We start from the raw sequence: 25800 nt of genomic DNA on the forward strand, positions 1-25800 counted from the left end.
GTCAACGAATCCTCACGCAGGATTCAATTTTTCGTGAGGTATCGGCGGCCGTCCCGCGCCACAATGCAGCCAGCCTCCCCACTGGCCCCGAGCTGCCGATGTCGACCAAACGCGTGCTGATCGTTGAAGACGATGCCCACATCGCCGACCTGCTGCGCATGCACCTGGGTGATGAGGGCTACGACGTCGCCCATGCCGCCAGCGGCGATGCCGGCCTGCGCCTGCTCGAGCAGGACGGCCCGTGGGATGCGCTGGTGCTGGACGTGATGCTGCCCGGCGTGGACGGGCTGCAGGTGTGCCAGCGCGCGCGCGCGATGGCGCGGTATGTCCCGATCATCATCATCAGCGCGCGCGGCAGTGAAACGCAGCGCATCGTCGGCCTGGAACTGGGCGCGGACGATTACCTGGCAAAACCCTTTTCGATGCCGGAACTGGTGGCACGGGTACGTGCGCTGCTGCGCCGCGCCGAGGCGATGGCGCAGAGCGCGCGCATCGATGCCGGCGCGATCGAGCTGGGTGGGCTGCAGCTCGATCCGGTCGCGCGCACCGCTTCGGTGGAAGGCAACACGCTGGAACTGACCCCGCGCGAGTTCGACCTGCTGCTGTTCTTCGCCCGTCATCCGGACCAGGTGTTCGCACGCATGGAACTGCTCAACCAGGTCTGGGGCTACCAGCACGATGGCTATGAGCACACGGTCAACACCCACATCAACCGCCTGCGCAGCAAGATCGAACCCGACCCGGCCAACCCACGGCGGTTGCTGACGGTGTGGGGCCGCGGCTACAAGCTGGTCGACCCGGCCGGGGCGGCGGCATGATCAAGCCGAACCTGTGGCAGAAGCTGGCGGTGGTGACCGCCGCGCTGATGCTGATGTGCTGCATGGCGCTGCTGGCACTGCAGATGCGTGCCAACACCCGCCACGAGCAGGAAGTCGTGCAGCGGCTGTCGCTGGGCCTGGCCGAACATATCGCCCAGCGCAGCGAGCTGATGGACACCAGCGGCATGCGCGATGCCGCGGTGCGCGCGCTGTTCGGCCAGCTGATGGCGGTCAACCCCAGCGTCGAGGTCTACCTGCTGGACGACCAGGGCCGCATCCTCGGTCACGATGCACCCAGTGGACATCTGGTGCGCAACCGGGTGGATGTGGCGCCGTTGCGTCGCCTGCTGGCCGGTGCACCGTTGCCGATCCTCGGCGATGACCCGCGCAGCGCCGATGGCCGCAAGGTGTTCAGCGCTGCACCATTGATCGTGCAGGGCCGGCCGGCCGGCTATGTGTACGTGGTGCTGGTCGGCGAGCATCGGCAGATGCTCGCCGACGATCTTGCCGCCGGCAGCCAGTGGAACACCACGCTGTGGTCGGTGGTGCTGGTCGGCAGCCTCGGCCTGTTGGCCGGGCTGGTCGCGTTCTACTGGGTGACGCGTCCGTTGCGGCGGCTGACCCGGCGGATCCAGGCCTTTGACATCGATGCGCCGACGCCGCTGCCGCCGCCGGAGCCGCTGCGCGCTGGTGAGCGCGACGAATTGGTGATCCTGGAACATGCGCACGCGCAGATGGCGCAGCGGCTGGGCGAGCAGTGGCAGCAGCTGCGCCAGCAGGATCTGCAGCGCCGTGAACTGGTCGCCAACATCTCGCACGACCTGCGCACGCCGTTGTCGTCGCTGCACGGCTACCTGGAAACGCTGGCGTTGAAGGACGCCACGCTGTCACCGGATGAGCGCCGCCGCTATCTCGGCATTGCGCTGGCGCAGAGCGCCAAGGTCGGCCGGCTGGCGCGCGCGCTGTTCGAACTGGCGCGGCTGGAGCACGGCGAAGTGCGGCTGGAGTGGGAAGTGTTTGCGCTGCCGGAGCTGCTGCAGGACGTGCTGCAGAAGTTCGAACTGGCGGCACAGGCGCGTGGCCAGCAGCTGCACGCGGCGTTTCCGCCCGGCCTGCCGCTGGTCCGTGCGGACCTGGGCCTGGTCGAGCGGGTGCTGACCAACCTGCTCGACAACGCGCTGCGCCATGCACCCGAGGGTGGCCAGATCGAGGTGCGCCTGCGCGCGACCGCCGACAGCGTGGAGGTCTGCGTCGCCGATGATGGCCCCGGGGTAGCCCCGGCGCTGCGTACCCAGCTGTTCCAGGCACCGGCCGCGCTCGGCGCGCGGCGTGGCGACAACGGCGGATTGGGCCTGTTGATCGTGCAGCGCATCGTGCAGTTGCATGGCCGCCGCATCGAACTGCGCGACAGCGAACGGGGCGCGCTGTTCGTGTTTGCCTTGCCGCGCGCGGAAACGGCGGTCTAGCAGGCTGCCTCGGCCTCCACGACACCGCCGTTTTCCAGCGGCAGGTGCAGGCGGATGCAGGCGCCGCCCAGCGCCGAATCGGTCACCTCGACCTGGCCGCCATGCTTGTCGGCCACCACCTGCACCAGCGCCAGCCCGAGGCCGAAGCCGGGGCTGCCCGGGTCCAGCCGCACATAGGGTTGCAGCACCTGGCCGCGCAGTTCCGGTGCGATGCCGGGGCCGTCGTCCTCCACCTGCAGGCACAGCCAGCCGTCATTGACCGTGCTGGCGATGCGGATCTGCCGACGCGCGTAACGCAGCGCATTGCCGAGCAGGTTGCGCAGCGCCAGTTCCAGCATGTGCCGGTTGACGTTGACCAGGCCCACCGGCGACAACGCCTGCTGCACCGGCATCGGCAACGGTGCGAACTGGGCCACCACGCCGCGCACCAGCGCCGCCAGCTGCAGGCGCTGGCGGGTCAGCTGATGGCAGCGGCCCAGTGCGGCGTATTCGACGCCGGCATCGGTGAGGTGCTGCAGCCGATCGACGTCGGTGCGCAGCCCGCCCAGCGCATCGCGCTGCACATCGTCGAGCGCAGTGTCTTCCAGGTCGGCCAGGCCGAAACGCATCCGTGCCAACGGCGTGCGCACCTCGTGCGCGACCGCCTGGGCCAGCACGCGCTGGCTTTCCAGCAGCTGCTGCAGCTGCTCGGCCATGTGGTTGAAGGCGTTGGCCAGCGGCCGCACCAGCGCGGTGCCGGCGCGCGGCGCACGCGTGTCCAGCTGGCCGTCGCGCATGCGGCGGGCCGCCTGGGCCAACTGCGAGACGTCGCGCCACAGCCGGTACACCATCACGTACATCGGCAGTGCCACCGCCACCATCAGGATCAGCAGCAGGATCGCCACACCGGATACTTCGCTGTCCTGCCAGCCTTCGTCCGGCAGCGCCTCGTCCAACGGGCCCAGCATCACGGCGTAGTCGCTGTCGCCGATCCGCTGCAGGCTGCGCATGTGCTCCAGGTCGATCTGTACGCGGCCGTTGTTGAACGGCGGGCGCTGGCTGGCCGGCAGCGCCTTCACCGCCTCGGCCAGCGGCACCATGCGCAGCGCGTAGGCGAAATCGGCGTCGAGTTCGCGCGCCAGTGCCGGCCACTGCTCGCGCGGGGTTTCGGCGAAGCGATGCTGCAGCAGCGCGTGCGTGCCGCGCATCTCGGCCTGCAGGCCGGCTTCGGTGCGGTCTTCCAGCAGGGCGTCCCAGGCCCACAGGCCCAGCACGATCAACAACAGGTGGGCGACCAGGAAACCGATGCCGTAGCGCAGGAAATGGAAGGCGTGGCCGCGCATCGCCGACGGTGTGCGTTTCATCCCCATGCCGAGCGGCTGAACAGGTAGCCGCGGCCACGGACGGTCTTGATCCGTTCCGGCTGCTCCGGGTTGTCGCCCAGCTTGCGGCGCAGGCGCGAGATGCGGGCATCGATTGAGCGGTCCAGGCCATCGAAGGCGATGCCACGCAGGCCGCGCAGCAGCGCGTCGCGGTCCAGGATCTGGCCGGCATTGCTGGCCAGCAGGAACAGCAGGTCGAACTCGGCGGTGGTCAGCTCCAGCAGGCTGCCCTGCAGGTGCACGTTGCGGGTGGACGGGTCGATGCTCAGCTCGCCGAAGCGCAGGCTGCCGTCACGCGGTTCGACCCGGCGGTGGCGGCGCAGGTGGGCGCGCAGGCGGGCCAGCAGCACCCGCGGTTCGATGGGTTTGCCGATGTAATCGTCGGCCCCCAGTTCCAGGCCCAGCACCTGGTCGATGTTGTCGGTACGGGCGGTCAGCACGCAGATGATGCCGTCATAGTGGGGCCGGATCTGCCGACACACTTCGAAACCATCCTGGTCGGGCAGGCCCACATCGAGCAGCACCAGGGCCGGCTTCTCCGCCAGGATCCGGGCCACGGCGCGCTCGCCGCTGCGCTCGTGGGCCACCTGGTAGCCATGCCGTTGCAGGTAGTCGCTGACCATCGTTCCCAGGCGGGCATCGTCTTCGACCAGTACGATATCCAGCATTTCCAAGGCCTCCGTGGGCGCAAACGTACCGCCACGGCACGAGCGCGGCGATGCTATCCCAGCCTTCGGGCCGCCCGGGTCTCGGGGGCGGGCGCCATTCAGCCGGGGTTGCTGGCGCGCGGGCCGGGTCTCAGTCCCGGCAACAACTTGGCGGCCAGCATAGCCTGTTGCTGTTACAAAACGTTACCTTCGTGATACGGCTGGTGACGATCGCTGACAGCAAAGCGACTGACGCCGCGCGCCCCCGCGCCGAGCATGGAGTCTCCTCCGCTCCGCGTGCCGTCCCCATGTCGCCCGCCGCCCCCTGCCTGCCGAACCTGTCCCGCCGCTGCCAGTGCGGAGGCTTCCGATGAGCGGCGTGGTCGGGGCCTGGCTGCCGCCCGCCGAGGATGAGCAGCTGCTGCAGCAGCTGGCCCCGATGCTGCGCGCGCTGCAGCAGCGTGGGCGTGGCCGCATCGGCTACTGGACCGACGCCGAGGCCGGCCTCGCGCTGGGCCATTGCCGGGCGCCGACCGATACGCCGTTGCAGCCGCTGAGCTCGGACTGCGGTCGCTACGTGCTGTGCCTGGACGGCCGCCTGTACAACCGCGGCGACCTGCAGGCGCAGCTGCGCGATCTGCCCCGCAGTTGCAGCGATGCGCGGCTGCTGCTGCAGGCGATCGTCGAATGGGGCGTGCAGCGGGCGCTGTCGCGCATCGAAGGCGCCTTCGGTTTCAGCGTCTGGGACCGGGAGTCGCGCGTGCTGTGGCTGGCCCGTGATCCGGTGGGCGAGCGGCCGCTGTATTACGGCTGGTACCAGGGCCAGTTCCTGTTCGCCTCGGAGTTGAAGGCGCTGCAGGCCTTCGCCGGCTTCGCGCCGAGCATCGACCAGGATGCCCTGAGCCTGCTGCTGCGCCACGACTATGTGCCGGCGCCGCACACCATCTACCGTGGCATCCACAAACTGGTGGCGGGCGCGATGCTGCGTATCGATGTCAGCGACCATGCCGCGGGTTGCTCCAGCCAGGCCGCGCAGGGCGGCGCGCGTTACTGGTGCGCACGCGACGCGATGCAGAGTGCACTGCAGGAGCCGCTGCAGCCGGCGCCGAGCCTGGAACAGGCCACCGACCAGCTTGAAGCGGTACTGCAGAAGGCCATCGCCTCACGCATGCACTCGCCCCTGGCGTGCGGCGCGTTCCTGTCCGGCGGTACCGACTCCTCGCTGGTGACGGCGATGATGCAGGCACAATCGACCCTGCCGATCGAAGCGTGGACGGTCGGCTTCGACGATCCGGGGCATGACGAGAGCGACTGGGCGTCGCAGGTCGCGCGCCATCTGGGCGTGCAGCACCACCTGCATCGCATGGACGCGCGCCAGGGCCTGGACCTGCTGCAGCGCCTGCCGCAGGTCTGGTGCGAACCCTTTGCCGACGCTTCACAGCTGCCGACGTTGCTGGCCAGTGAACTGCTGGGGGCGCGCAAGCCGGTGGCACTGACCGGTGACGGTGGCGATGAACTGTTCTTCGGGCATCCCAGCTATGGCCGCGCGCTGCGCAATGCGCGCCTGTGTGGTGGCCTGCCGGACTGGGTACGCGACCTGGCGCGGCGCAGCGGCAACCGCATGAACGTCGAGCGCGGCCGCCTCGGTGGTTGGCGCGCCCTGGTGGCCGAGGTGGCTGCCAATGATGTGGAAGGCCACTACCTGCAGCGCGTGACCCGCTGGCGGCAGCCGGCGCAGGTGGTGCTGGGTGCGCGCGAACCGGTGACGATCTTCCAGCAGCAGGACACGGCGCTGCCGGCCGAGGCGCGCATCCAGCTGCTGGATTTCCGCATGGACCTGGCCGAGGGCATCCTGGCCAAGGTTGATCGCGCGGGCATGGCGGCGGGTGTTGAAACCCGTGCACCGCTGCTGGACATGGAGGTGGTGCGCCTGGCCTGGCGGCTGCCGCAGCACCTGAAGTACCACGATGGCGAGCACAAGCGGATCCTCAAGCACCTGCTGGCGCGCTACCTGCCGGAACCGCTGGTGTATCGCCCCAAGCGCGGCTTCGGCCCGCCGATGGCGCGCTGGCTGGCCGGTCCGTTGCGCGACTGGGCGGAGGCGCTGCTGGATCCGGAGCTGCTGCGCAACCAGGGCTGCTTCGATGTGGCGCGCGTGCGTGGTGTCTGGGAGGCGTTCCTGCGAGGCGAGCGCAAGTGGCACACACACCTGTGGAACGTGCTGATGTTCCAGGCGTGGCACCAGCACTGGCACGGTGGTCGCGGGCGCTGAGCCGTTCCTGCATCGCGTGCGGCGGGTTCAATCTGCGCGGCGCAGGGCGGATGCCCTTGCGTACGAATGTCCTCCGGCGCCGGCCGTTGGCCGTCACCTCCCCCTTTACTTCGTACGCAAGGGCCTCCGCCCGGCGTTCGGAGTTCGCCGGCGCCTCCTTGAAAGGCGGCCGCGAGCGCTGTGATCTCCTCGCCGGAAGCCGAGCCTCGTCGGGGCGGGCAGGGCCCATCGGTTCGCGGCGGATCAGGACGAAGACATGCGTGTGGCGGATGCATTCTGCGCGGCGCAGGGCGGAGACCCTTGCGTACGAATGTCCTCCGGCGCCGGCCGTTGGCCGTCACCTCCCCCTTTACTTCGTACGCAAGGGCGTCCGCCCTGCGTTGGGAGTTCGTCGGCGCCTCATTGAAAGGCTGCCACGAGCGCTGCGCTTTACCTGCCGTAAGCCGAGCCTCGTCGGGGCGGGCAGGGGTCTGGGCAAAGTAAAGGAGGAGGTGACGGCCAACGGCCGGCGCCGGGGGACATTTGCCCAGACCCCTGCCCGCCCCGGCGGGGCCCTTCAGTTCGCGGCGAATCCAGACAAGGAAGCGCTCTTCAATGCAGACGCCAGGCAAAAAAAGACCCGGCAGAGGGAGGGATCTGCCGGGTCCGGATTGCGTGGGGGGAGGGACCCACGCAATGAGTGTTGCGTCGCGTCAGTGGTTGTTCGCGTCCGCCGTTGATTCGTTGTAGCCCTGCACCAGCTCGGACCAAGCCTTGCTGGCCTGCAGGCCGAGACCGACCACGTCCTGCTGGGCCTGGCCCAGCCGCTGCAGGTTGTCCTGCCACAGCTGCGCGCCCTTGGAGAGCGTCCCGGCCGCATCCTCGCCGCGGGCCAGTTCACCCAGCCAGCCGCCGGTCGCAGTCAGGTTGCGCTCCATCACCTTCAGCTGCACGCCGAACATGCTTTCCGCGTTCTCCAACGCCAACCGGTTCGCGCGCGTTGCCGCGGCGGCGAGCTGGCGGGTGGCATCACTGAAGCGATCGCTGAAGGCGGCGGCCATGGGGGGCGTCAGGGAGTGGCTTGATGCATTGCAGCATACGCCCTTGATGCGGCAATGCAACAAAAATAACAAAGGCGCCCAGGGCGCCTTTGAAACACCTTTCAGATCAATGGGTTGATCAGGCAATGGGGCCGCGGTAACGGCACCCCGACGTGCAGGTTTCGTGCACGGTGATCTCGCTCAGCGCCGGCAGGCCGGGCTTGAGCTCGTTCCAGATCCACACCGCCAGGTTCTCGCTGGTCGGGTTCTCCAGACCGGGGATGTCGTTGAGGTAGTGATGGTCCAGGCGATCGTAGATCGGCTGGAAGGCCGCCTTCACGTCACCGAAATCCATGATCCAGCCGGTCTGCGCCCCCGGCTCGCCCTCGACCTTCAGTTCCACCCGGAACGAGTGGCCGTGCAGGCGCGCGCACTTGTGCCCCGGCGGTACGTTGGGGAGGCGGTGCGCCGCCTCGAGCATGAAGACTTTGAAGATTTCCATGACGCAATTGTACGCCGCAGGTGGCCGGCCATCCTGAGCGGATGCCGGGCTTTCGTGAAGTGACTCTTTCCATCCGGATGAAGAGATGATAGTTTCTCTTATATCCGTATGAAGAGATGTTATTGGCCGGACCCGGGCCAGGCATGGACTACTGCGGAACTTCATCGCCCTTACCACCTCCCCCACATCGTCATGCCCAAGCACACCCTGCTCGTGGCGGCCCTGGCCGTCGCTCTGGCCGCGCCTTTGTCTGCCGCCGCCGAAACCTCCGCCGACGCCAGTGGCGAAGCCAGCACCCTGGCCGCCGTGCGTGTCACCGGTTCCAACATCAAGCGCACCGATACCGAGGCCTCCAACCCGGTGCAGGTGATCGGCCGCCAGCAGCTGGAACAGACCGGCAAGGCCACCGTGGCCGATGTGCTGCGTTCGATCTCGGCCAACACCGGCAACGCCAGCAACGAAACCACCAACAACGGCTGGGCCTCCGGCTCGGCCGGCATCGGCCTGCGCGGCCTGTCGCAGAAGAACACGCTGGTGCTGCTCAACGGCCGCCGCCTGGCCAACTATGGTTTCCCGGCCGGTGGCCTGTCTGACACCTTCGTCGATCTCAACGCGCTGCCGCTGGTCGCGGTCGAGCGCATCGAAGTGCTCAAGGACGGCGCCTCGGCGGTGTACGGTTCCGACGCCGTGGCCGGCGTGGTCAACATCATCACCCGGCAAAACTTCGAAGGCGCCGAGATCGGCGGCAGCTTCGGCGGTGCCGACCAGGGCGGCCTGCACGAGCAGAACCTGAAGTTCGTCGGCGGCCTTGGTGATCTCGACACCGATGGCTACAACATCCTCTTCAGCCTGCAGGGTTACAACCGCGAACGTCTGGACCAGGACGAACGCAACCTGACCAGGAGCGGCATCTACACCGACAAGCCCGGTGGCCGCTGGAACGGCTGGTCGGCCAAGGGCGCGCGCTACCTGGTCAACGGCGTGTCGGTGCCGATGCTCGACGCCAACGGCAACTGCCCGGTCGGTACCACCCGCGTCGCCAGCGCGCCGATCGACGGCCTGGCCGGCGACACCTGCGGCTTCAACCAGGCCCCGTTCACCACGCTGATCCCCTCGACCAAGCGCTACCAGGCCTATGCCAACGGTACCTTCCGCCTGAACGACAACGTCGAAGCCTTCGGCGAAGTGCTGTACAGCCAGATCAAGAGTGCCGCGTGGTTCGGCAGCAGCCCGTTCTTCACCCTGGAGAGCGGCCGCTTCGCATTGAACGCCAACAGTGGCCTGGCCGAACCGGTGTCGTCGCTGCTGCCGGCCAACAATCCGTACAACCCGTACGGCCGTGCGATCCCGATCGAATACACCTTCTTCGACCTCGGCGGCACGATCAAGACCAACCGTTCCACCGCCTATCGCGGCGTGTTCGGCTTGCGTGGCACCACTGCGAACTGGGACTGGGAAGTGGCTGCATTCGGCGCACGCAGCAGCGAGCGTGAGAGCGTGTCCGGCGGCTTCGCCAATCGCTGGGCGCTGGCCGATGCGCTGGCCACCGGCAGCTACAACCTGCTGAATCCGGCGGCCACGCCGCAGTCGGTACGTGATTCGATCAACATCGCCACGCTGCGCCCGGCCGAGTCCAAGCTGCAGGGCGTCGACGCGAAGATTTCCGGCAGCCTGGGCCACACCTGGGCCGGCGAGATCGGCTTCGCCGCCGGTGCCGAGTGGCGCCGCGAGAAGCTCGATTCCAACAACCCGTGGCAGATCGATGCCGGCCTGCAGGTGCGCCCGGCCATCGCCGAAGTACATGGCCAGCGCCAGGTCAGTGCCGCCTACGCCGAAGTGAACGTGCCGCTGGCCTCGACCCTGGAACTGTCCGCCGCCGCGCGTGCCGATCACTACGATGATTTCGGCGATGCGTTCTCGCCGAAGATCGGCCTGCGCTGGCAGCCGCTCGATTTCCTGCTGGTGCGTGCCTCGGCGTCGAAGGGCTTCCGTGCACCGTCGCTGTCGGAGAACTCCAACAGCACCAGCATCGCCTACGGCAGCGTGGCCGACCCGCGTGATCCGGACGTGCCGGGCTCGCGCCAGAATCCGACCTTCTTCACCGTTGGCAACAACGCACTGAAGCCCGAGCGCACCAAGAGCGTGAACTTCGGCGTGGTGCTGTCGCCATGGGCCAACACCAACCTGAGCGTGGACTACTACCGCATCCAGCTGGACAACCTGGTCGGCACCAACAACACCCAGACCCTGGTCAACGACAACGTGGCCGGCGCCGTGCAGCGCGACGAGCGCGGCAAGCTGCAGGCCGTCTACAACCGCTACCAGAACCTGAGCGAGCTGAAGACCTCGGGCATCGACGTCGAGCTGCGCCAGCGCATCCCGACCGCTGCGCTCGGCGACTTCACCGTGTCCTCCGCCTACACCCACGTGCGCGACTACCGTCGCCCGACCGTGGTCGGCGGCCCGCTGGTCGACTACGCCGGCAGCAACCTCGGCGCGACCCTGCCCAAGGACAAGGCCACCACCACCCTGGACTGGAAATACGGCGACTTCAACGCCGCGGTGACCTGGTACTACACCAGCAGCTACCGCCAGGAGGCCAGCACCGCCGCCAAGGCCGTGCAGCAGCGCGTCGGCAGCTACAGCCAGTACGACCTGTACCTGGCCTACACCGGCATCGACAAGCTGACGGTGTACGCCAAGGTGCAGAACCTGGCCGACAAGACGCCGCCGTACGATGCCTCGTTCCCGGGCATCCGCGCGCCGTACGACTTCAGCCAGTACGACCTGCGCGGCCGCTACTTCACGCTGGGCTTCGACTACCGCTTCTGATCCACCCGCTGCGACCGGTCTCCCCAAGGGACCGGTCGCGCGACCGCCTGCCGTTGTGTTCCAGGGGAGTCACTGTGTCCTTGCATCGTCGTGCCGTTCTTCCGTTGCTGCTTGCCGCCGCCACCGCACTGTTCCAGCCGCAGCCGGTACAGGCACAGAGCACCTACTTCTTTCCGCAGGCTGCCGATGCAGCGGCGTTCGATACCGCCGTGCCCACGCCGGAGCAGTTCCTCGGCTATCCGATCGGCAGCCGTTACACCCGGCACGACCAGCTGGTGGCGTACTTCCAGGAACTGGCCCGGCGCTCGGACAGGATCAGCGTGCGCGAGATCGGCCGCAGCTATGAGGGCCGCCCGCTGTTGATCGCCACTGTCACTGCCGCAGGCAACCACGCGCGGTTGGAACAGATCCGCCAGCAGCACGCGACCCTGGCCGATCCGGCGCAGCCGCGCAGTGCGGCGGGCGACAGCCCGGTGGTGGTGTGGCTGGGATACAGCGTGCATGGCAACGAGACCTCCAGTGCCGAGGCGGCGATGCTGACGGCTTACTACCTGGTTGCCAACCGCAGCGCCGAAACCCAGCAGTGGCTGCAGCAGGCGGTGGTGCTGTTCGACCCGGCGCAGAATCCGGACGGTCGCGATCGTGCCGCCAACTGGCACAACGCGTGGGCCTCCGATCCGGCCTCGGCCGACCCGGCCGACAAGGAGCACGTCGAACCGTTCCCGCAAGGGCGCACCAACCACTACTTCACCGATCTCAACCGCGACTGGCTGGCCCTGACCCAGCAGGACTCGCGGCCGAAGGTGGAGGTGTTCCACCAGTGGTACCCGAACGTGCAGATCGACTTCCACGAAATGGGCAAGGACAGCACCTACTACTTCGAGCCCTCGCCGAAGAGCATGCACAGTCCGCTGATTCCCGCGGCGTCGTACGAATTCAACAAGACCCTGGCCAGGTACCACGCGCAGGCGCTGGATGCGCTGGGCTCGCTGTACTACACCGGCGAGAACTTCGACAACTTCTCGCCGGTATACGGCTCGACCTACCCGGACTTCCATGGTGCCGTCGGCGTGACCGTCGAACAGGCCAGCTCGCGCGGCCGCGTGCAGGAATCGGTGAATGGCCTGCTGACGTTCCCGTTCACCATCCGCAACCAGGTCGCCACCGGGCTGGGCACGGTGCGTGGCGCAGTGACCGAGCGCAGCGGCCTGTTCGACCTGCAGAAGCAGTTCTTCCAGAGCGCGCTGAAGCAGGCCGCACAGCAGCCGGTGAAGAGCTTCGTGTTCGGTGATGCGCATGACCCGGCACTGACCCGCCGCCTGCTGGAACTGTTGCTGCTGCATCGCATCGACGTGCGCGCGCTGGATCGTGCCGTCACTGTCGATGGCCAGCGCTTCGATGCCGGCAGCGCCTACGTTGTGCCGGTCCAACAGGCGCAGTTCCGCCTGGTGCATTCGATCTTTGCCGAGACGCCGCCGATCAAGGGTGATGTGTTCTACGGCAGCACCAGCTATGCAATCGCACCGGCCTACGGCGTGGCCTTCGCCGGTAGCCGCAGCCGTATCGAAGGCGGTGCACGCGTGACCGCGCTGCCGGCGGCGCAGGGCGCGGTGCTGGGCAGCCAGGCCGGATTTGCCTACGCGATCGACTGGCGCGACTACAACGCCGGGCGCGCGCTGGCTGCACTGCAGGGCAAGGGCGTGAGCGCACGTGCGGCATTCCAGCCGTTCACCACCGCGACCGCGCAGGGCGAGGTCAGCTTCGCCGCCGGCAGCCTGGTGATTCCGGTGGCCGGGCAATCGCTGCAGGGCGCAGCGCTGCTTGAGGCAGTGACGTCGGCCGCGCGCGAGGCGGGTGTGCAGGTGCACGCATTGCCCAGCGGCCGCAGCCGCGAAGGCATCGACCTCGGCAGTGACGGCGTCAAGGCGCTGCGCAAGCCCACGGTCGCGCTGGTGATGGGCGAGGGCGTGGCCGCCACCGAGATCGGTTCGGCGTGGTTCCTGCTCGACCAGCAGCTGCACCTGCCTGCCAGCAAGCTGGACCCGCAGCAGCTGGGCAAGGTGCCGCTGGACCGCTACACCACGATCGTGCTGTCCGGCGGCACCTACACCGGCATCGATGCCACGGCGGTGGCCGCACTGAAGCGCTGGGTGCAGGCCGGAGGTTCACTGGTGACCTACGGCAGCGCCTCGAAGTGGGCGATCGAACAGAAGCTGGCCGACGGCGAGAAGCTCGGCAAGGAAGAAGAGACTGCCGACGAGAGCCGCCGTGCGTTCGGCGACCAGCGCGACATCGCTGCGATCGAGCGGGTCAGCGGCAACATCCTCAGTGCCGACGTGGATACCAGCCATCCGTTGGCGTTCGGCGTGCCGCGCCGGCAACTGGCGATCAACAAGGAAAACACGGTGACGCTGCAGCCGAGTGCGAACCCGTTCTCGACGGTGGTACGCATCGACACGCCGCCGCGGGTGAACGGTTACTTGTCCGAGCGCAACCGCACGCGGGTGGCGGGCAGCGCGTGGCTGCTGGTGTCGGCGCAGGGGCAGGGTAACGTGGTGCTGTTCGCCGATGATCCGACGCATCGCAAGTACTGGCATGGCACGGACCGGCTGCTGATCAACGCGATCTTCTTCGGGAATCTGGTGAATCCGAGTAAAGCGCGGGGTTGAGGGTTTGCGCGCCTTGATTGATGCGTGTGGGGGAGGCCGGGCGGGCTGCGCAGGACACGCCGTAAACCCGTCCTTGGGGGCTCGATGGCGCCATCCTTGGCGCCAACGGTCCTGCGCAGCCCGCCCGGCCTCCCCAAGACAGTTTCCAGCGGGCGCGGACGCGTCAGACCCCAAGGCGGGAGCGAGGGCAAAAGCAAAAGCAAAGCCAGGAATTGCGACTTCGGCTTTTGCCTTTGAATTTGAATTTGAATTTGAATTTGAATTTGAATTTGATCTTTCTTCTCCCGGCTACCCGGCGGGACAAGAAGGCGCAGGCAATGCTTGAAGCGGATGGGCATGGGGGCAGCGCAGAACCGTTGGCGCCATGGATGGCGCCATCGAGCTTACATGGACGTATTTACAGCGTGTTCTGCGCTGCCCCCATGTCCATCCGCCCTCGGTACTGCCACCGCGTGCTTTGTCACCCGGTAGCCAGCAACAAAAAAGGACGGCGCGTCAGCGCCGTCCCTCGGTAAGAAGCCCCCGCGCAGCGGGAAGCACCCTCCCTGTCAGCTGGGATCAGCCGGCGCGACCGCCGCCGTTGCCACCCTGGCCGCGACCACGGCCGCCACCATTGCCGCCACCGCCACGGCGCTGGCCCTGACCCGCGCCCGCACGCTGCTGGCCGTTGCCGCCGCCCTCGCGACGGCCACCACCGACCTTCTTCGGGCCAGCATGCGCATGGCGCGGCGCATCGCCGTGCGGACGGCGCGCGTGGCTCTTGCGCGGTGCGCGCTCACCGGTATCGTGCTCCGCCTTGCCCGGCGCACTGTTGCCCCAGCGGATCGGCGTCTGCAGCTCGAAGCCCGGCACATCGCGGATGTCCATGTCGCGGCCCAGCAGGCGCACGATCGCGCGCAGCAGCTTCACTTCATCCTGCGCCACCAGCGAAATCGCCTGGCCGGTCGCGCCGTTGCGGCCGGTGCGGCCGATGCGGTGCACGTAGTCCTCGGCCACCATCGGCAGGTCGAAGTTGATCACCTTCGGCAGCTCGTTGATGTCGATGCCGCGCGCGGCGATGTCGGTGGCCACCAGCACGGTCACGCGGCCGGCCTTGAAGTCACCCAGCGCACGCAGGCGCTGGCCCTGGCTCTTGTTGCCGTGGATCGCCGCGGTCTTGATGCCCGACTTTTCCAGGAAGGTGGCCAGCTTGTCGCTGCCATGCTTGGTGCGGGCGAACACCAGGGTCTGCTCGCGGCTGTCCTGCGCCAGCAGGTGCAGCAGCAGGTCGCGCTTGCGGCCGGCGTCGACCGGATGCACGCGGTGGGTGATGGTTTCGGCCACGGTGTTCTTCGGCGTCACCTGGATCTGTTCCGGGTTGCGCATGAACTCCAGCGCCAACTGGCGGATGTTGTCCTCGAAGGTGGCCGAGAACAGCAGGGTCTGGCGGTTCTGCTTCGGCAGCTTGGCCAGGATGCGCTTGATCGACGGCAGGAAGCCCATGTCGAGCATGCGGTCGGCTTCGTCCAGGATCAGCACTTCAATGCCGGACAGGTCGACGCTGCGACGCTCAAGGTGGTCGATCAGGCGGCCCGGGCAGGCCACCAGCAGGTCCACGCCACGGCGCAGGATGTCCAGCTGGTTGCCCATGCCGACGCCGCCGTAGATGCAGGCGCTGGGGATGCGCAGGTACTTGCTGTAGCCACGCAGGCTGTCATGCACCTGGGTGGCCAGCTCGCGGGTCGGGGCAAGGATCAGCGCGCGCGGCTTGCGCGGGCCGGCACGTACCTCCTGCGAGGCGGTGCCCAGGTGCTGCAGCAGCGGCAGGCCGAACGCGGCGGTCTTGCCGGTGCCGGTCTGTGCGCCGGCCAGCAGGTCGCGACCGGCCAGCGCCAGCGGGATCGCCTGCTGCTGGATCGGGGTCGGGTTTTCGTAGCCCTGCTCGGCGAGCGCGCGCAGCAGGAAGGGCGCCAGGCCCAGCGATTCAAAAGACATTGAGTTTGCTCCAAGTACAAGAAACGCCTGTCCGAGCGGACAGACGGGGGCAGATCAAACTGATCGGCTGACTCGGAGCGTTCCCGTGAACCGCGCTGCGAGAATTGGGTGCAGCCGGCACGAAGCGCAGGCTGGAATGCGTGACGAACGGCGTCGGAGTGGGGGCGGGCGAAGAGGGCGGACCCTGGTCGCCGGCGATCCCGGAGGGAAACGGACGGCCGCTGCAGACCCTGCAAGTCTAAACGATGTTCGAGACTTCGCGCAAAAAGGCCTGTTCAGGTAGGGGGTGTCTGCAGGGCTTGCAGCCCTGCACCCGCGGAGGCCAGAGCCACGTCAACGTCAAAAGCTGGCTTCCTGAGGGTTGGCGGGGTGGGTCCGGTTGAGGGGGGCGCCGTAAACCCATCCATGGGGGCTTGGTCGCGGCATCCATGCCGCTCACACCCCCTCAACCGGACCCACCCCGCCTTCGACAGTTTGCTGCGGTCTGTCGGAAATGCTCTTGGGGCCAGATCCGTTTTCCGGAGGAAAACGGATCTGGCCCCGGAATTTCATTCGATATCTGACAGATGTGCCGACCAACGGTCGGCACCCACCAACAGCCGCCGCGGGGATCTGTCGGGGGTAGGGCGGTGTGGGTGGGCAGGACCGTTGGCGCCATGGATGGCGCCATCGAGCCCCCATGGACGGGTTTACGGCGTGTCCTGCCCACCCACACCGCCCCGCCCAACCAGTAGAAAGCCAGAGCCGCTTTTGACGTTGCCGTTGCTGTTGCATTGAGCAGGTGCAGGGCTGCAAGCCCTGCCGACCCCCCCACTACGGTAGGGTGGGCCGATGCCGCGCTGCAGCTTGGCGTCGCCGCAGATTTGATTACACTTGAAACTTGTTTGCCCACGACTCCGGACACCCACCCATGAAGCTTGGTTCTTTGAAGGAAGGCGGCCGCGACGGCACCCTGATCGTCGTCTCGCGTGACCTGCGCCACGGCGTGCGCGCCACCGGCATTGCCGCCACCCTGCAGCAGGCCCTGGAGGACTGGAGCCACATGGCACCGCGCCTGAACGCTCTGTACGAATCGCTCAATGCCGGCGATGCCGATGGCGTGTTCGACCTCGACCCGCAGGCACTGGCCGCGCCGATGCCGCGCGCCTATGAGTTCGTCGATGGCAGCGCCTACCTGCCGCACGTCGAGCGCGTGCGCCGTGCCCGTGGCGCCGAGGTGCCGGAGAGCTTCTACACCGATCCACTGATGTACCAGGCCACCAGCGCCGGCTTCTACGGCCCGCGCGATGCGGTCAAGGTGGTCAGCGAGGACTACGGCATCGACCTGGAAGCGGAGATCGTGGTGATCACCGACGACGTGCCGATGGCGGCGACCCCGGAACAGGCAGCCGGTCATATCCAGTTGGTCGGCCTGGTCAACGATGTCTCGCTGCGCAACCTGATCCCGGGCGAGCTGGCCAAGGGTTTCGGCTTCCTGCAGTCCAAGCCGCGCTCGGCGCTGTCGCCGGTGTTCGTCACCCCTGACGAGCTGGGTGCCGCGTGGCAGGACAGCAAGGTGCACCTGCCGCTGCTGACCCACATCAACGGCCAGTGGTTCGGTGCGCCGGAAGCGGGCGTGGACATGCAGTTCAATTTCGCCCAGCTGGTTTCGCATGCGGCCAAGACCCGTCCGCTGGTCGCCGGCACCATCGTCGGCTCGGGCACCATCGCCAATGAAGACACCAGCAAGGGTGCGTCGTGCTTCGCCGAGCAGCGCGTGGTCGAAACCCTGCGCGATGGCAAGCCGAGCACGCCGTTCATGTCGTTCGGCGACGTGGTCCGCATCGAGATGCTCGATGCCGCCGGTAACAGCATCTTCGGTGCGATCGAGCAGCGCATCGAACAGGCGGCCAGGCCCTGAGCATGGAGGCGGCCATGGAGATCCCGGTCGACGACGGCATCGTGCTGTACACCTACTGGCGATCCAGCGCCGCCTACCGCGTGCGCATCGGTCTGGAGCTGAAGGGCCTGGCCTGGGAGGCCCGGCCGGTGCATCTGGTGCGCGACGGTGGCGAGCAGCACCGGGATGCCTATCGGGCGCTCAACCCGCAGCAGCAGGTGCCGACCCTGCTGCATGAGGGGCATGTGCTGACCCAGTCGCTGGCGATCCTCGAATACCTGGACGAGCGCTTTCCGCAGGTACCGCTGCTGCCGGCCGACGCCGCCGGCCGCGCGCGGGTGCGGGCGCTGGCCCAGCTGGTGGCCTGCGACATCCACCCGATCAACAACCTGCGGGTGATGCAGTACCTGGAGCGCGATCTGCAGGTGCCGGCCGATGCGCGCACGCAGTGGACCCTGCACTGGATCGCCGAGGGCTTCGCGGCGATGGAAGCCCTGCTGGTCAACAGTCGTGACACCGGCGCCTTCTGCCATGGTGACCGTCCCGGCCTGGCCGATATCTGCCTGCTGCCGCAGCTGTACAACGCCCACCGCTTCGGCCTGGACCTGGCACCGTACCCGACCCTGCGCCGCATCGAAGCGGCCTGCCAGGCAGTGGATGCCTTCGACCGCGCACGCCCGGAAAACCAGCCCGACGCCGCCTGAAAAAAAGGGGACGGAGGGGATTAAGTCGTATATGCACTTACGACTTAATCCCCTCCGTCCCCTTTCTGCCGCAAACGGGCCAGGTCATCGCGGAACACCCGGTAGGCTTCCTCGCGGCGCGCATCGTCGGTCTGCCGCAACACCCATGCCGGGTGCACCGTGGCGTAGCCGCGCGTGCCGTCCTCGAGGGTGTGCCAGCGTCCGCGGTCGCGTGCGAGGTCGAAACCACGACCGAATACCGAGGCTGCGGCTGTCGCGCCGAGGCATACGATCACCTGGGGCCGCACGCGTGCGATCTCACCCATCAGCCAGGGGCGGCAGGCCTGGATGTGGCGGCTTTCCGGCCGCTTGTGCAGCCGCACCTTGCCGCGCCGCTCATGGTGGAAGTGCTTCACCGCGTTGGTGAGGTACAGCTGGGCGCGATCGATTCCCAGTTCCGCCAGTGCGCGGTCCAGCACCTGGCCGGCAGGTCCTGCGAACGGCTGCCCGCGCAGATCCTCGGTATCACCGGGCTGCTCGCCGATCACCATCACCCGCGCATCGGCAGGCCCCTGCCCGAACACGGTCTGCGTGGCCTGCTCCCATAGCGGGCACTGGCGGCAGGCAATGGCCTGTCCGCGCAGATTGTCCAGGCTGCTGGCATCGGCTGCCGGCGTCGCAGCGTTCGCACGCGGGGGAATCCTGCGTTGCGGTGCCTGTGCCGGCCGGTCATGCATTTCCTGCACGCGGTCGGCCGCGTCGCGCACCAGGCGTGGCAGCAACTGTGCTTCAGGCAGGTGGCGCCAGTACTTTGCCGGCATCTCCTGCATCATCATCCGTGTGTTGAGCCGCGCCGGATTGAAGATGCTGGCGTAGTAGGTCTGCCACAGCGACTCGCGTGCATCCTCGGCCGGGGCATCTTCGCGCCGTGCACCGGGGCCGAAGGCAAGCGCCTGCCCATCCCAGGCGACGCTGCGCGAAGGGGTCAGGATCGCCCAGCGCATGCCGGTGAAGCGGCGCGCGAAGAACGGCGCGACCCGGTCGACGATGTGGTGCTGCGGCTCGAACCAGGCGATGAACGCATCAGGCTGGCCAGGTACCTCGCGGAAGCGCACGAATGCCTTCATCTTGTGCGTGTCACGGCGGACGGCCTGGGCAAGGGCCGTCGCGCGCAGGACATCGGCGTCGGCGGGGTTGCCCAGCACTGATCGCTCGCCATGGGCGATGCGCCACAGCAGGCGATACAGCACGGCCAGGCGCTGGGGATCGCGATGGCACAGGCAGGTGGCCGCCAGTTCCAGGAAGTCACGTGGAACGTTGGGTGCTCCGGCATCGGCAAGCATCGGCGCCTGCTGCACGGCCGGCGCATCCAGCAGCGAGGAGTCGCTCCCTTCCAGCCAGTCCAGTTGAGGTGGCGCCACGCCGCGCAGCAACGCTTCGCGCGCAGCATCGCGCCAGGCCTGCAGCGACCACGGCGGATCCACCCGCAGCGACCAGCGCTGCGCGTCAGGATGCAGACGTTGCATCGAACAGCGAACCCTGGCGCGGAGGCGGGGCCAGCTGCGCGCGCAGCGCCGCCGGATCATCCAGTGCTTTGCGCGGGTGATGGTCGGCCAGCAGCACGAACGGCAGCAGCTTGCTCATCGGTGCCTTCAGGCGCGCGATGTCGGCCACGCGCAGCCGCCCGTGGCGGCGTGCCATCAGCACGCGCTTGACGTTGCGCACGCCAAGGCCGGGCACGCGCAGCAGCATTTCCTTCGGTGCCCGGTTCAGATCGACCGGAAAGCGCTCGGGATGGCGGATCGCCCAGGCCATCTTGGGGTCGATATCCAGGTCGAGCATGCCGTCCTGGGTGGTATCGGTAATCTCATCCACGCCGTAGCCGTAGAAGCGCAGCAGCCAGTCAGCCTGGTAGAGGCGATGTTCGCGCTGCAGCGGTGGCGGCTGCAGTGGCAGCTGCCGGCTGGCGTCCGGAATCGGGCTGAATGCGGAGTAGTAGACCCGGCGCATGCGGTAGTTGCCGTACAGGCTGTCGGCGCTGGCCAGGATCTGCTGGTCGTTTGCCCCGTCCGCGCCGACGATCATCTGGGTGCTCTGCCCGGCCGGTGCGAAACGGGGAGGGCGCGGGCGAACACTGCGACTGGCCGTCGGCGCCACCACTGCGGGGGCCTTGCGAGCTTCCTTGGCTTCCTCGATGCGCCAGCGCAGTTCGCCCATCGCGCCACGGATCGAATGCACCGTCTTCTCCGGTGCCAAGGCGCTCAGGCCGGCTTCGGTCGGCAGTTCCACGTTGATGGACAGGCGGTCCGCATAGCGCCCGGCACTGGCCAGCAGTTCCGGCGAGGCCTCGGGAATGGTCTTGAGGTGGATGTAGCCGGCGTAGCGGTGTTCTTCGCGCAGCTGCCGGGCCACTTCCACCATCTGCTCCATGGTGTAGTCCGCATTGCGGATGATGCCGCTGGACAGGAACAGGCCCTCGATGTAGTTGCGCTTGTAGAAGTCCAGGGTGAGCGTGACCACCTCGTCCACGCTGAAGCGCGCGCGGGCCACGTTGCTGGAGACCCGGTTCACGCAATAGGCGCAGTCGTAAATGCAGAAGTTGGTCAGCAGGATCTTCAGCAATGAAACGCAGCGGCCGTCGGGCGTGTAGCTGTGGCAGATGCCCATGCCCTCGGTACTGCCGATACCGCCACTGGCGCGCGAATCGCGTTTGCCCGAGCCGCTGGAGGCGCAGGACGCGTCGTATTTGGCGGCGTCGGCCAGAATGGCCAGCTTGCGGATGGTTTCCATTGAGGAAACCTACGGATGAGGGGTCTCATTGGATGAGACCGCCCATGAACGCTTCAGAAAAAAGGGGACGGAGGGGATTAAGTCGCAAATGCACTTACGACTTAATCCCCTCCGTCCCCTTTTTCGTGGGGTCAGAAGCCGTGGGTGATGCTGGGTGCGCCTGCCGAGAAGTCCGCGTACGGGTCGTGCTCGCCGCTGCTGCCTTCGGACAAACGGAACTTCAGGGCCAGGCCATCGCGCGAGTCGGCCGCGCGCAGCGCTTCCTCCTGCTCGATGGTGCCGGCCTTGGCCAGCCGGAACAGGCACTGGTCGAAGCTCTCCATGCCTTCTTCCAGCGAGGCTTCCATCGCGGCCTTGATTTCGTGCACCTGGCCGCGACGCAGCAGGTCGCGGATCATCGGCGTGTTGATCAGCACCTCGGTGGCCGGCAGGCGTCGGCCCTCCTTGTTCTTCACCAGGCGCTGGCTGATCACCGCACGCAGGTTCAGCGCCAGGTTCATCAGCACGTTCTTGTGCGCGCTTTCCGGGAAGAAGTTGAGGATGCGCTCGATGGTCTGGTCGGCGTTGTTGGAGTGCAGGGTGGCCAGGCACAGGTGCCCGGTCTCGGCGAAGGCGATCGCCGCCTCCATCGTTTCCGCATCCAGGATTTCGCCGATCAGGATCACGTCCGGCGCTTCACGCATCGCGTTCTTCAGCGCGTTGTGGAAGGCGTGGGTGTCCAGGCCGACCTCGCGCTGGTTGACGATCGACATCTTGTGCTTGTGCAGGTACTCGATCGGATCCTCGATGGTGAGGATGTGACCGGTGGTGGTGCTGTTGCGGTGGTCGATCATCGACGCCAGCGAGGTGGACTTGCCGGAACCGGTGGACCCCACCACCAGCACCAGCCCGCGCGGGGTCATGATGACGTCCTTCAGCACCTGCGGCAGGTTCAGCTCCTCGATGCTCGGGATACGGCTGCGGATGGCGCGGATGACCATGCCGACCTCGCCCCGCTGCTTGAACACGTTGACGCGGAAGCGCCCGGCATCGGGCAGGGCGATGGCCATGTTGAGCTCCAGCTCGCGCTCGAACTGCGGCACCTGGCCTTCGTCCATCAGCGAGTAGGCGATTTTCTTGACCATGCCCGGCGGCAGGCCGGTGTTGCCCAGCGGATAGAGCTTCCCCTCGATCTTGATGTAGACCGGTGCCCCGGTGGTCAAAAACATGTCCGAAGCGTTCTTTTCGGTCATCAGCTTCAGGAAGTAGCCGATATCCATTGCGAATTTTCCCCAACGAAACGGCCGACGCCCGTTGCCAGCACGGTGTCGGCTTGACGACAATGGCCGCGAACCGACAACCGGTACGGCCTCCCCAATGAAACGACTTAGCTTCGCACGAATGCGCCATGGCCTGTATGTGATGGCGTTTGCATTCGCACTGTCTGCCCCCGCCTGGGCGCAGGACGCCGCCCTGGAACTGGCGCAGGCCCGGCAGGCGGTCGACAAGGCCACCCAGGCCGACGCCGACCAGTACGCCCCGGACCTGATCGGTCTGGCCCGGCAGGGGCTGGAGCAGGCCCAGCGCGCCGCCGGCGACCGCCGCGAACGGAAGAACGCCCCGGCGATGGCCCTGCGCGCCGCCGCCGATGCCGACCTGGCACGCGTCCGCAGCGAGGAAGCCACCGTCACCGCGCAGCTGCAGCTGCGCCGCAACGAGGTCAACCAGCTGCAACGCCAGCTGTCGACCGGGGAGGACCGCCGGTGAAGCCGATGACCGCCGCAACCCTGGCCGCGCTGCTGGCGCTGCCGACCCTGGCCGTGGCCGCCGACAACCCGATGGTGGCGCAGCTGAGCCAGCGCCTGATGGCCATCCAGGCCAACCCGGATACCGCTGAGCTGGGCGCCTTCGAGCGCATGCAGGCCCAGCAGGCCATCGCGACCCTGGACAAGGCCAAGCGCCGTGACCAGGAGCTGGCCACCTACCTGGCCGAGCGCCGGGTGGAGATTGCCGAGACGGCCGTGCGCACCGCGATGGCCGCGCGCGAGGTCGACCGCCTGGAGCGCACCCGCAGCGACCTGCTGATCGAGGCCAGCCGCCGCGACGCTGCCCGCGCCCGTCAGGAAGCCGAGCAGCTGCGCATGCAGGCGCAGATGCAGGCCGAGGAGGCCGAACGCCTGCGCCAGGCCGCCGAGGCCGAAACCCTGGCCCGCCAGGACGCCGAAAACGCCCTGACCAGCGTGGCCGGCAAGCAGCAGCAGCGGCTCAGCGCTGCCCAGCAGAACGCCGCCAAGCTGGCCCGTGAGGAGGCCGAGCTGGTCTCCGGGCAGAAACTGCCGGGTTCGAAGTTCGATGGGCGAGGCGAAGTCTTCACCTTCAATGGCGACGCGTTCGCTGCAGGTGCCTCCAGCCTGTCCGGTGGGGCCCGCAACCAGGCCAAGGCGCTGGCCGAGTACCTGAACATCGGCAAGAAGGGCCGCCTGCGCATCGAGGCCTACGACAATGCCAACGGCGTGGGTCAGAAGCGGGCCGAAGCGCTGCGCGACGCCCTGGTCGCGGCTGGTGTCGCCAGCAACCGGATCCAGGTCAGCGGCAAGAAGGCAGCCTCCACCCGGGCCCGTTCGGCCGAGGTCATCATCGCCCCGTAATGCATTGATATTGTTTGTTTTTCGTTGCAATGAGCATTCAGCCTGAACCCCGCCCCGGCGGGGTTCGGTCTTTTTGACGCAGGGGTCTTGTACCCCGCCTTGAGCAGGCGTAGGGTCAATCGTCCGGGACGCAATGCCGCGGACCGGACGATGGGAGGGCCGGGCCGATGCAAGCAGGGCGCGAACCGCAGCAGATCGACGTGCGCAGGCCAGTGCCGCAGGTCGTTGCAGGCGTCCAGGTGGCCATCGACCGGCGCTCCTCCATGAACAACGCCCCGTGCCTTGCGGCCGGGGCGTTCGTGTATCTGTCGAAGGAGGTCCATCATGTTTGAAGATCAGCCCCAGAGCGAGATCGACGCCCGTCGCGCGCGTGATCCGGAGTTCAGGGCACTCCATGACCAGCACCGCAAGTTGAACAAGAAGTGCATGGACGCGGAGTTGGGTGTACTCCCGATCGATGATGTCACCCTGGGTCGCATGAAGCGTGAGAAGCTGCTGGCCAAGCAACGCCTTCTGCGAATGTACGAAACACCGCTCCCAACGACGTCCCCCACGCTTTGACGCACCCCGTCGCGCCCGGAACGGCGTGACCCGGCCATCGATGGCCCCGCCGGGCGACCCCGCCCCGGCATCGCGGCACCGCCGATGAGGCGGCCGCGCCAAGGCACCACAGGCGGTGGTGCCTTGGCCAGCAGGCACAACTCACCGATGCGGGCGGTACCGGTCTCCTCGTCGATCCGGGGCCGCCCGCATCCCTTCATGGGGCAGGCGGGCGGCATGCCTGCACCGACCTGACATTCAGCGCCATCCGTCGGATAATCATCGGTCCGGCCCTGCGTGGCGCGAATCGAAAGTCCTCCGAATGCCCATCCATTCTTCCGTCCTCGAACTCATCGGCCAGACCCCGATCGTCAAGGCCCAGCGCCTGGACACCGGCGTCTGCGAGCTCTACCTGAAGCTGGAGAGCGCCAACCCGGGCGGATCGATCAAGGATCGCATCGGCCTGTCGATGATCGAGGCGGCGGAGCAGCGGGGTGACCTGAAGCCGGGCGCGACCCTGGTTGAAGGTACCGCCGGCAACACCGGCCTGGGCCTGGCGCTGGTGGCACAGCAGAAGGGCTACAAGCTGATCCTCGTCGTTCCCGACAAGATGAGCCGCGAGAAGATCTTCAACCTGAAGGCGATGGGCGCTGAAGTGCGCCTGACCCGTTCAGACGTCGCCAAGGGCCATCCGGAGTACTACCAGGACCTGGCCAAGACCATCGCCGAGCAGACCCCGGGCGCCTACTTCATCAACCAGTTCGGCAACCCGGACAACCCGGCCGCGCATGAGTTCGGCACCGGCCCGGAAATCCTCGAGCAGATGGGCGGTGACCTCGACGCCATCGTGTTCGGCTGCGGCAGCTCCGGCACCATGACCGGCCTGTCGCGCGCGTTCGCCAAGCTGTCGCCGAAGACCGAGCTGGTGCTGGCCGATCCGGTCGGCTCGATCCTGGCCGAATACATCAACGACGGCGTGCTCAACGACAAGTCGGGCAGCTGGCTGGTGGAAGGCATCGGCGAGGACTTCCTGCCCTCGATCTCCGACTTCAGCCGCGTCAAGAAGGCTTATGCGATCAGCGATGCCGAGAGCTTCCACACCGCGCGCGAGCTGCTGGGCAAGGAAGGCATCCTGGGCGGTTCGTCCACCGGCACCCTGCTGGCGGCGGCGCTGAAGTACTGCAAGGAGCAGACCACGCCGAAGAGGGTGCTGGTGCTGGTCTGCGATACCGGCAACAAGTACCTGTCGAAGATGTACAACGACTACTGGATGCTGGACAACGGCTTCCTGCAGCGCCCGCAGCACGGCGACCTGCGCGACCTGATCCTGCGCCCGTACGGCCAGCGCGACACCGTGGTGATCGGCCCGAACGACCTGCTGACCACCGCCTACCAGCGCATGAAGCTGTACGACGTCTCGCAGCTGCCGGTGATGGACGGCGAGAAGCTGGTCGGCATCGTCGACGAAAGCGACGTGCTGCTGCATGTCTATGGCGACGAGGCGCGCTTCCGCGACACCGTGGCCACCGCGATGGTCAGCAAGCTGGACCGGCTGGACGTGAAGTCGCCGATCGAGGCCCTGCTGCCGGTGTTCGACCGCGGCCAGGTGGCGATCGTGATGGACGGCGACGCCTTCCTCGGCCTGATCACCCGCATCGACCTGCTGAATTATCTGCGTCGGCGCGTTCAGTAAGGCGTTTATCGCCGCAGATCGCTGCTGA

The 25800-nt window shown here is 67.4% G+C and carries 19 protein-coding genes; 11 read left to right on the forward strand and 8 right to left on the reverse strand.

The window, feature by feature from the left end; genetic code table 11:
* The first annotated feature begins 98 nt into the window (after positions 1-98).
* Positions 99-818 carry a response regulator transcription factor gene (locus AC5P7A_RS06800; RefSeq protein WP_495219978.1) on the forward strand — a complete coding sequence of 240 codons (720 nt, stop codon included), beginning with the start codon at positions 99-101 and terminating at the stop codon, positions 816-818.
* Positions 815-2284: a sensor histidine kinase gene (locus AC5P7A_RS06805; protein ID WP_032959213.1), complete on the forward strand. Its 1470-nt coding sequence runs from the start codon at positions 815-817 to the stop codon at positions 2282-2284. The genes AC5P7A_RS06800 and AC5P7A_RS06805 overlap by 4 nt, the downstream gene beginning before the upstream one ends.
* On the opposite strand, the gene AC5P7A_RS06810 is transcribed toward AC5P7A_RS06805, so the two are convergent.
* Together AC5P7A_RS06810 and AC5P7A_RS06815 are read right to left on the reverse strand one after the other, a co-directional pair.
* The gene (locus AC5P7A_RS06810) at positions 2281-3627 is read right to left on the reverse strand and encodes an ATP-binding protein (RefSeq protein ID WP_069118028.1); all 1347 of its coding nucleotides are present in this window, start codon (positions 3625-3627) and stop codon (positions 2281-2283) included. The genes AC5P7A_RS06805 and AC5P7A_RS06810 overlap by 4 nt on opposite strands.
* Positions 3624-4313 carry a winged helix-turn-helix domain-containing protein gene (locus AC5P7A_RS06815; protein WP_014645829.1) on the reverse strand — a complete coding sequence of 230 codons (690 nt, stop codon included), beginning with the start codon at positions 4311-4313 and terminating at the stop codon, positions 3624-3626. The genes AC5P7A_RS06810 and AC5P7A_RS06815 overlap by 4 nt, the downstream gene beginning before the upstream one ends.
* Positions 4314-4662: 349 nt before the next feature.
* On the opposite strand from AC5P7A_RS06815, the gene asnB reads away from it, so the two are divergent.
* Positions 4663-6564 (forward strand): asparagine synthase (glutamine-hydrolyzing), encoded by a 1902-nt coding sequence (gene asnB, locus AC5P7A_RS06820; protein ID WP_329768442.1) that lies wholly within the window; start codon positions 4663-4665, stop codon positions 6562-6564.
* A 692-nt stretch (positions 6565-7256) separates the two neighbouring features.
* On the opposite strand, the gene AC5P7A_RS06825 is transcribed toward asnB, so the two are convergent.
* Both AC5P7A_RS06825 and queD read right to left on the reverse strand, forming a co-directional pair.
* Positions 7257-7604, reverse strand: a complete 348-nt coding sequence (locus AC5P7A_RS06825; protein ID WP_014035870.1) for a phasin family protein — start codon at positions 7602-7604, stop codon at positions 7257-7259.
* 118 nt (positions 7605-7722) lie between these two features.
* Complete coding sequence (gene queD, locus AC5P7A_RS06830; protein ID WP_414612219.1) at positions 7723-8085, reverse strand: 6-carboxytetrahydropterin synthase QueD; 363 nt, start codon at positions 8083-8085, stop codon at positions 7723-7725.
* A 192-nt stretch (positions 8086-8277) separates the two neighbouring features.
* Here queD and AC5P7A_RS06835 point away from each other — a divergent pair, with 192 nt between their 5' ends.
* Both AC5P7A_RS06835 and AC5P7A_RS06840 read left to right on the forward strand, forming a co-directional pair.
* A complete protein-coding gene (locus AC5P7A_RS06835) occupies positions 8278-10917 on the forward strand; it encodes a TonB-dependent receptor (RefSeq protein ID WP_046428687.1) in 2640 nt (879 codons plus the stop codon).
* 74 nt (positions 10918-10991) lie between these two features.
* A complete protein-coding gene (locus AC5P7A_RS06840) occupies positions 10992-13586 on the forward strand; it encodes a M14 family zinc carboxypeptidase (protein WP_495219979.1) in 2595 nt (864 codons plus the stop codon).
* Positions 13587-14144: 558 nt separating this feature from the next.
* On the opposite strand, the gene AC5P7A_RS06845 is transcribed toward AC5P7A_RS06840, so the two are convergent.
* A complete protein-coding gene (locus AC5P7A_RS06845) occupies positions 14145-15560 on the reverse strand; it encodes a DEAD/DEAH box helicase (protein ID WP_495219980.1) in 1416 nt (471 codons plus the stop codon).
* A 910-nt stretch (positions 15561-16470) separates the two neighbouring features.
* On the opposite strand from AC5P7A_RS06845, the gene AC5P7A_RS06850 reads away from it, so the two are divergent.
* Both AC5P7A_RS06850 and maiA read left to right on the forward strand, forming a co-directional pair.
* A complete protein-coding gene (locus AC5P7A_RS06850; RefSeq protein WP_495219981.1) occupies positions 16471-17460 on the forward strand; it encodes a fumarylacetoacetate hydrolase family protein in 990 nt (329 codons plus the stop codon).
* A gap of 14 nt (positions 17461-17474) precedes the next feature.
* Positions 17475-18143 carry a maleylacetoacetate isomerase gene (gene maiA, locus AC5P7A_RS06855; RefSeq protein WP_032957926.1) on the forward strand — a complete coding sequence of 223 codons (669 nt, stop codon included), beginning with the start codon at positions 17475-17477 and terminating at the stop codon, positions 18141-18143.
* 44 nt (positions 18144-18187) lie between these two features.
* On the opposite strand, the gene AC5P7A_RS06860 is transcribed toward maiA, so the two are convergent.
* The 3 genes from AC5P7A_RS06860 to AC5P7A_RS06870 all read right to left on the reverse strand — a co-directional run bounded on the left by AC5P7A_RS06860 (position 18188) and on the right by AC5P7A_RS06870 (position 22171).
* A complete protein-coding gene (locus AC5P7A_RS06860) occupies positions 18188-19648 on the reverse strand; it encodes a UdgX family uracil-DNA binding protein (RefSeq protein ID WP_495219982.1) in 1461 nt (486 codons plus the stop codon).
* Positions 19629-20912 carry a putative DNA modification/repair radical SAM protein gene (locus AC5P7A_RS06865; RefSeq protein ID WP_495219983.1) on the reverse strand — a complete coding sequence of 428 codons (1284 nt, stop codon included), beginning with the start codon at positions 20910-20912 and terminating at the stop codon, positions 19629-19631. Before AC5P7A_RS06865 ends, AC5P7A_RS06860 begins: the two co-directional genes overlap by 20 nt.
* A gap of 131 nt (positions 20913-21043) precedes the next feature.
* Positions 21044-22171 (reverse strand): PilT/PilU family type 4a pilus ATPase, encoded by a 1128-nt coding sequence (locus AC5P7A_RS06870; protein WP_049416904.1) that lies wholly within the window; start codon positions 22169-22171, stop codon positions 21044-21046.
* 121 nt (positions 22172-22292) lie between these two features.
* Here AC5P7A_RS06870 and AC5P7A_RS06875 point away from each other — a divergent pair, with 121 nt between their 5' ends.
* The 4 genes from AC5P7A_RS06875 to AC5P7A_RS06890 all read left to right on the forward strand — a co-directional run bounded on the left by AC5P7A_RS06875 (position 22293) and on the right by AC5P7A_RS06890 (position 25772).
* On the forward strand, positions 22293-22658 hold the full coding sequence (locus tag AC5P7A_RS06875; RefSeq protein WP_005415160.1) for a DUF4398 domain-containing protein: 366 nt from the start codon (positions 22293-22295) through the stop codon (positions 22656-22658).
* Positions 22655-23539, forward strand: a complete 885-nt coding sequence (locus AC5P7A_RS06880; RefSeq protein ID WP_080281838.1) for an OmpA family protein — start codon at positions 22655-22657, stop codon at positions 23537-23539. Before AC5P7A_RS06875 ends, AC5P7A_RS06880 begins: the two co-directional genes overlap by 4 nt.
* Before the next feature lie 324 nt (positions 23540-23863).
* The gene (locus AC5P7A_RS06885) at positions 23864-24100 is read left to right on the forward strand and encodes an HP1242/YdcH family protein (protein WP_005407964.1); all 237 of its coding nucleotides are present in this window, start codon (positions 23864-23866) and stop codon (positions 24098-24100) included.
* A 301-nt stretch (positions 24101-24401) separates the two neighbouring features.
* Entirely contained in the window at positions 24402-25772 is a 1371-nt protein-coding gene (locus tag AC5P7A_RS06890; protein WP_014645842.1) for a pyridoxal-phosphate dependent enzyme, read from the forward strand.
* Positions 25773-25800 lie beyond the last annotated feature (28 nt).

It is taken from the genome of Stenotrophomonas sp. YJH_SMC_65, from assembly GCF_059369475.1.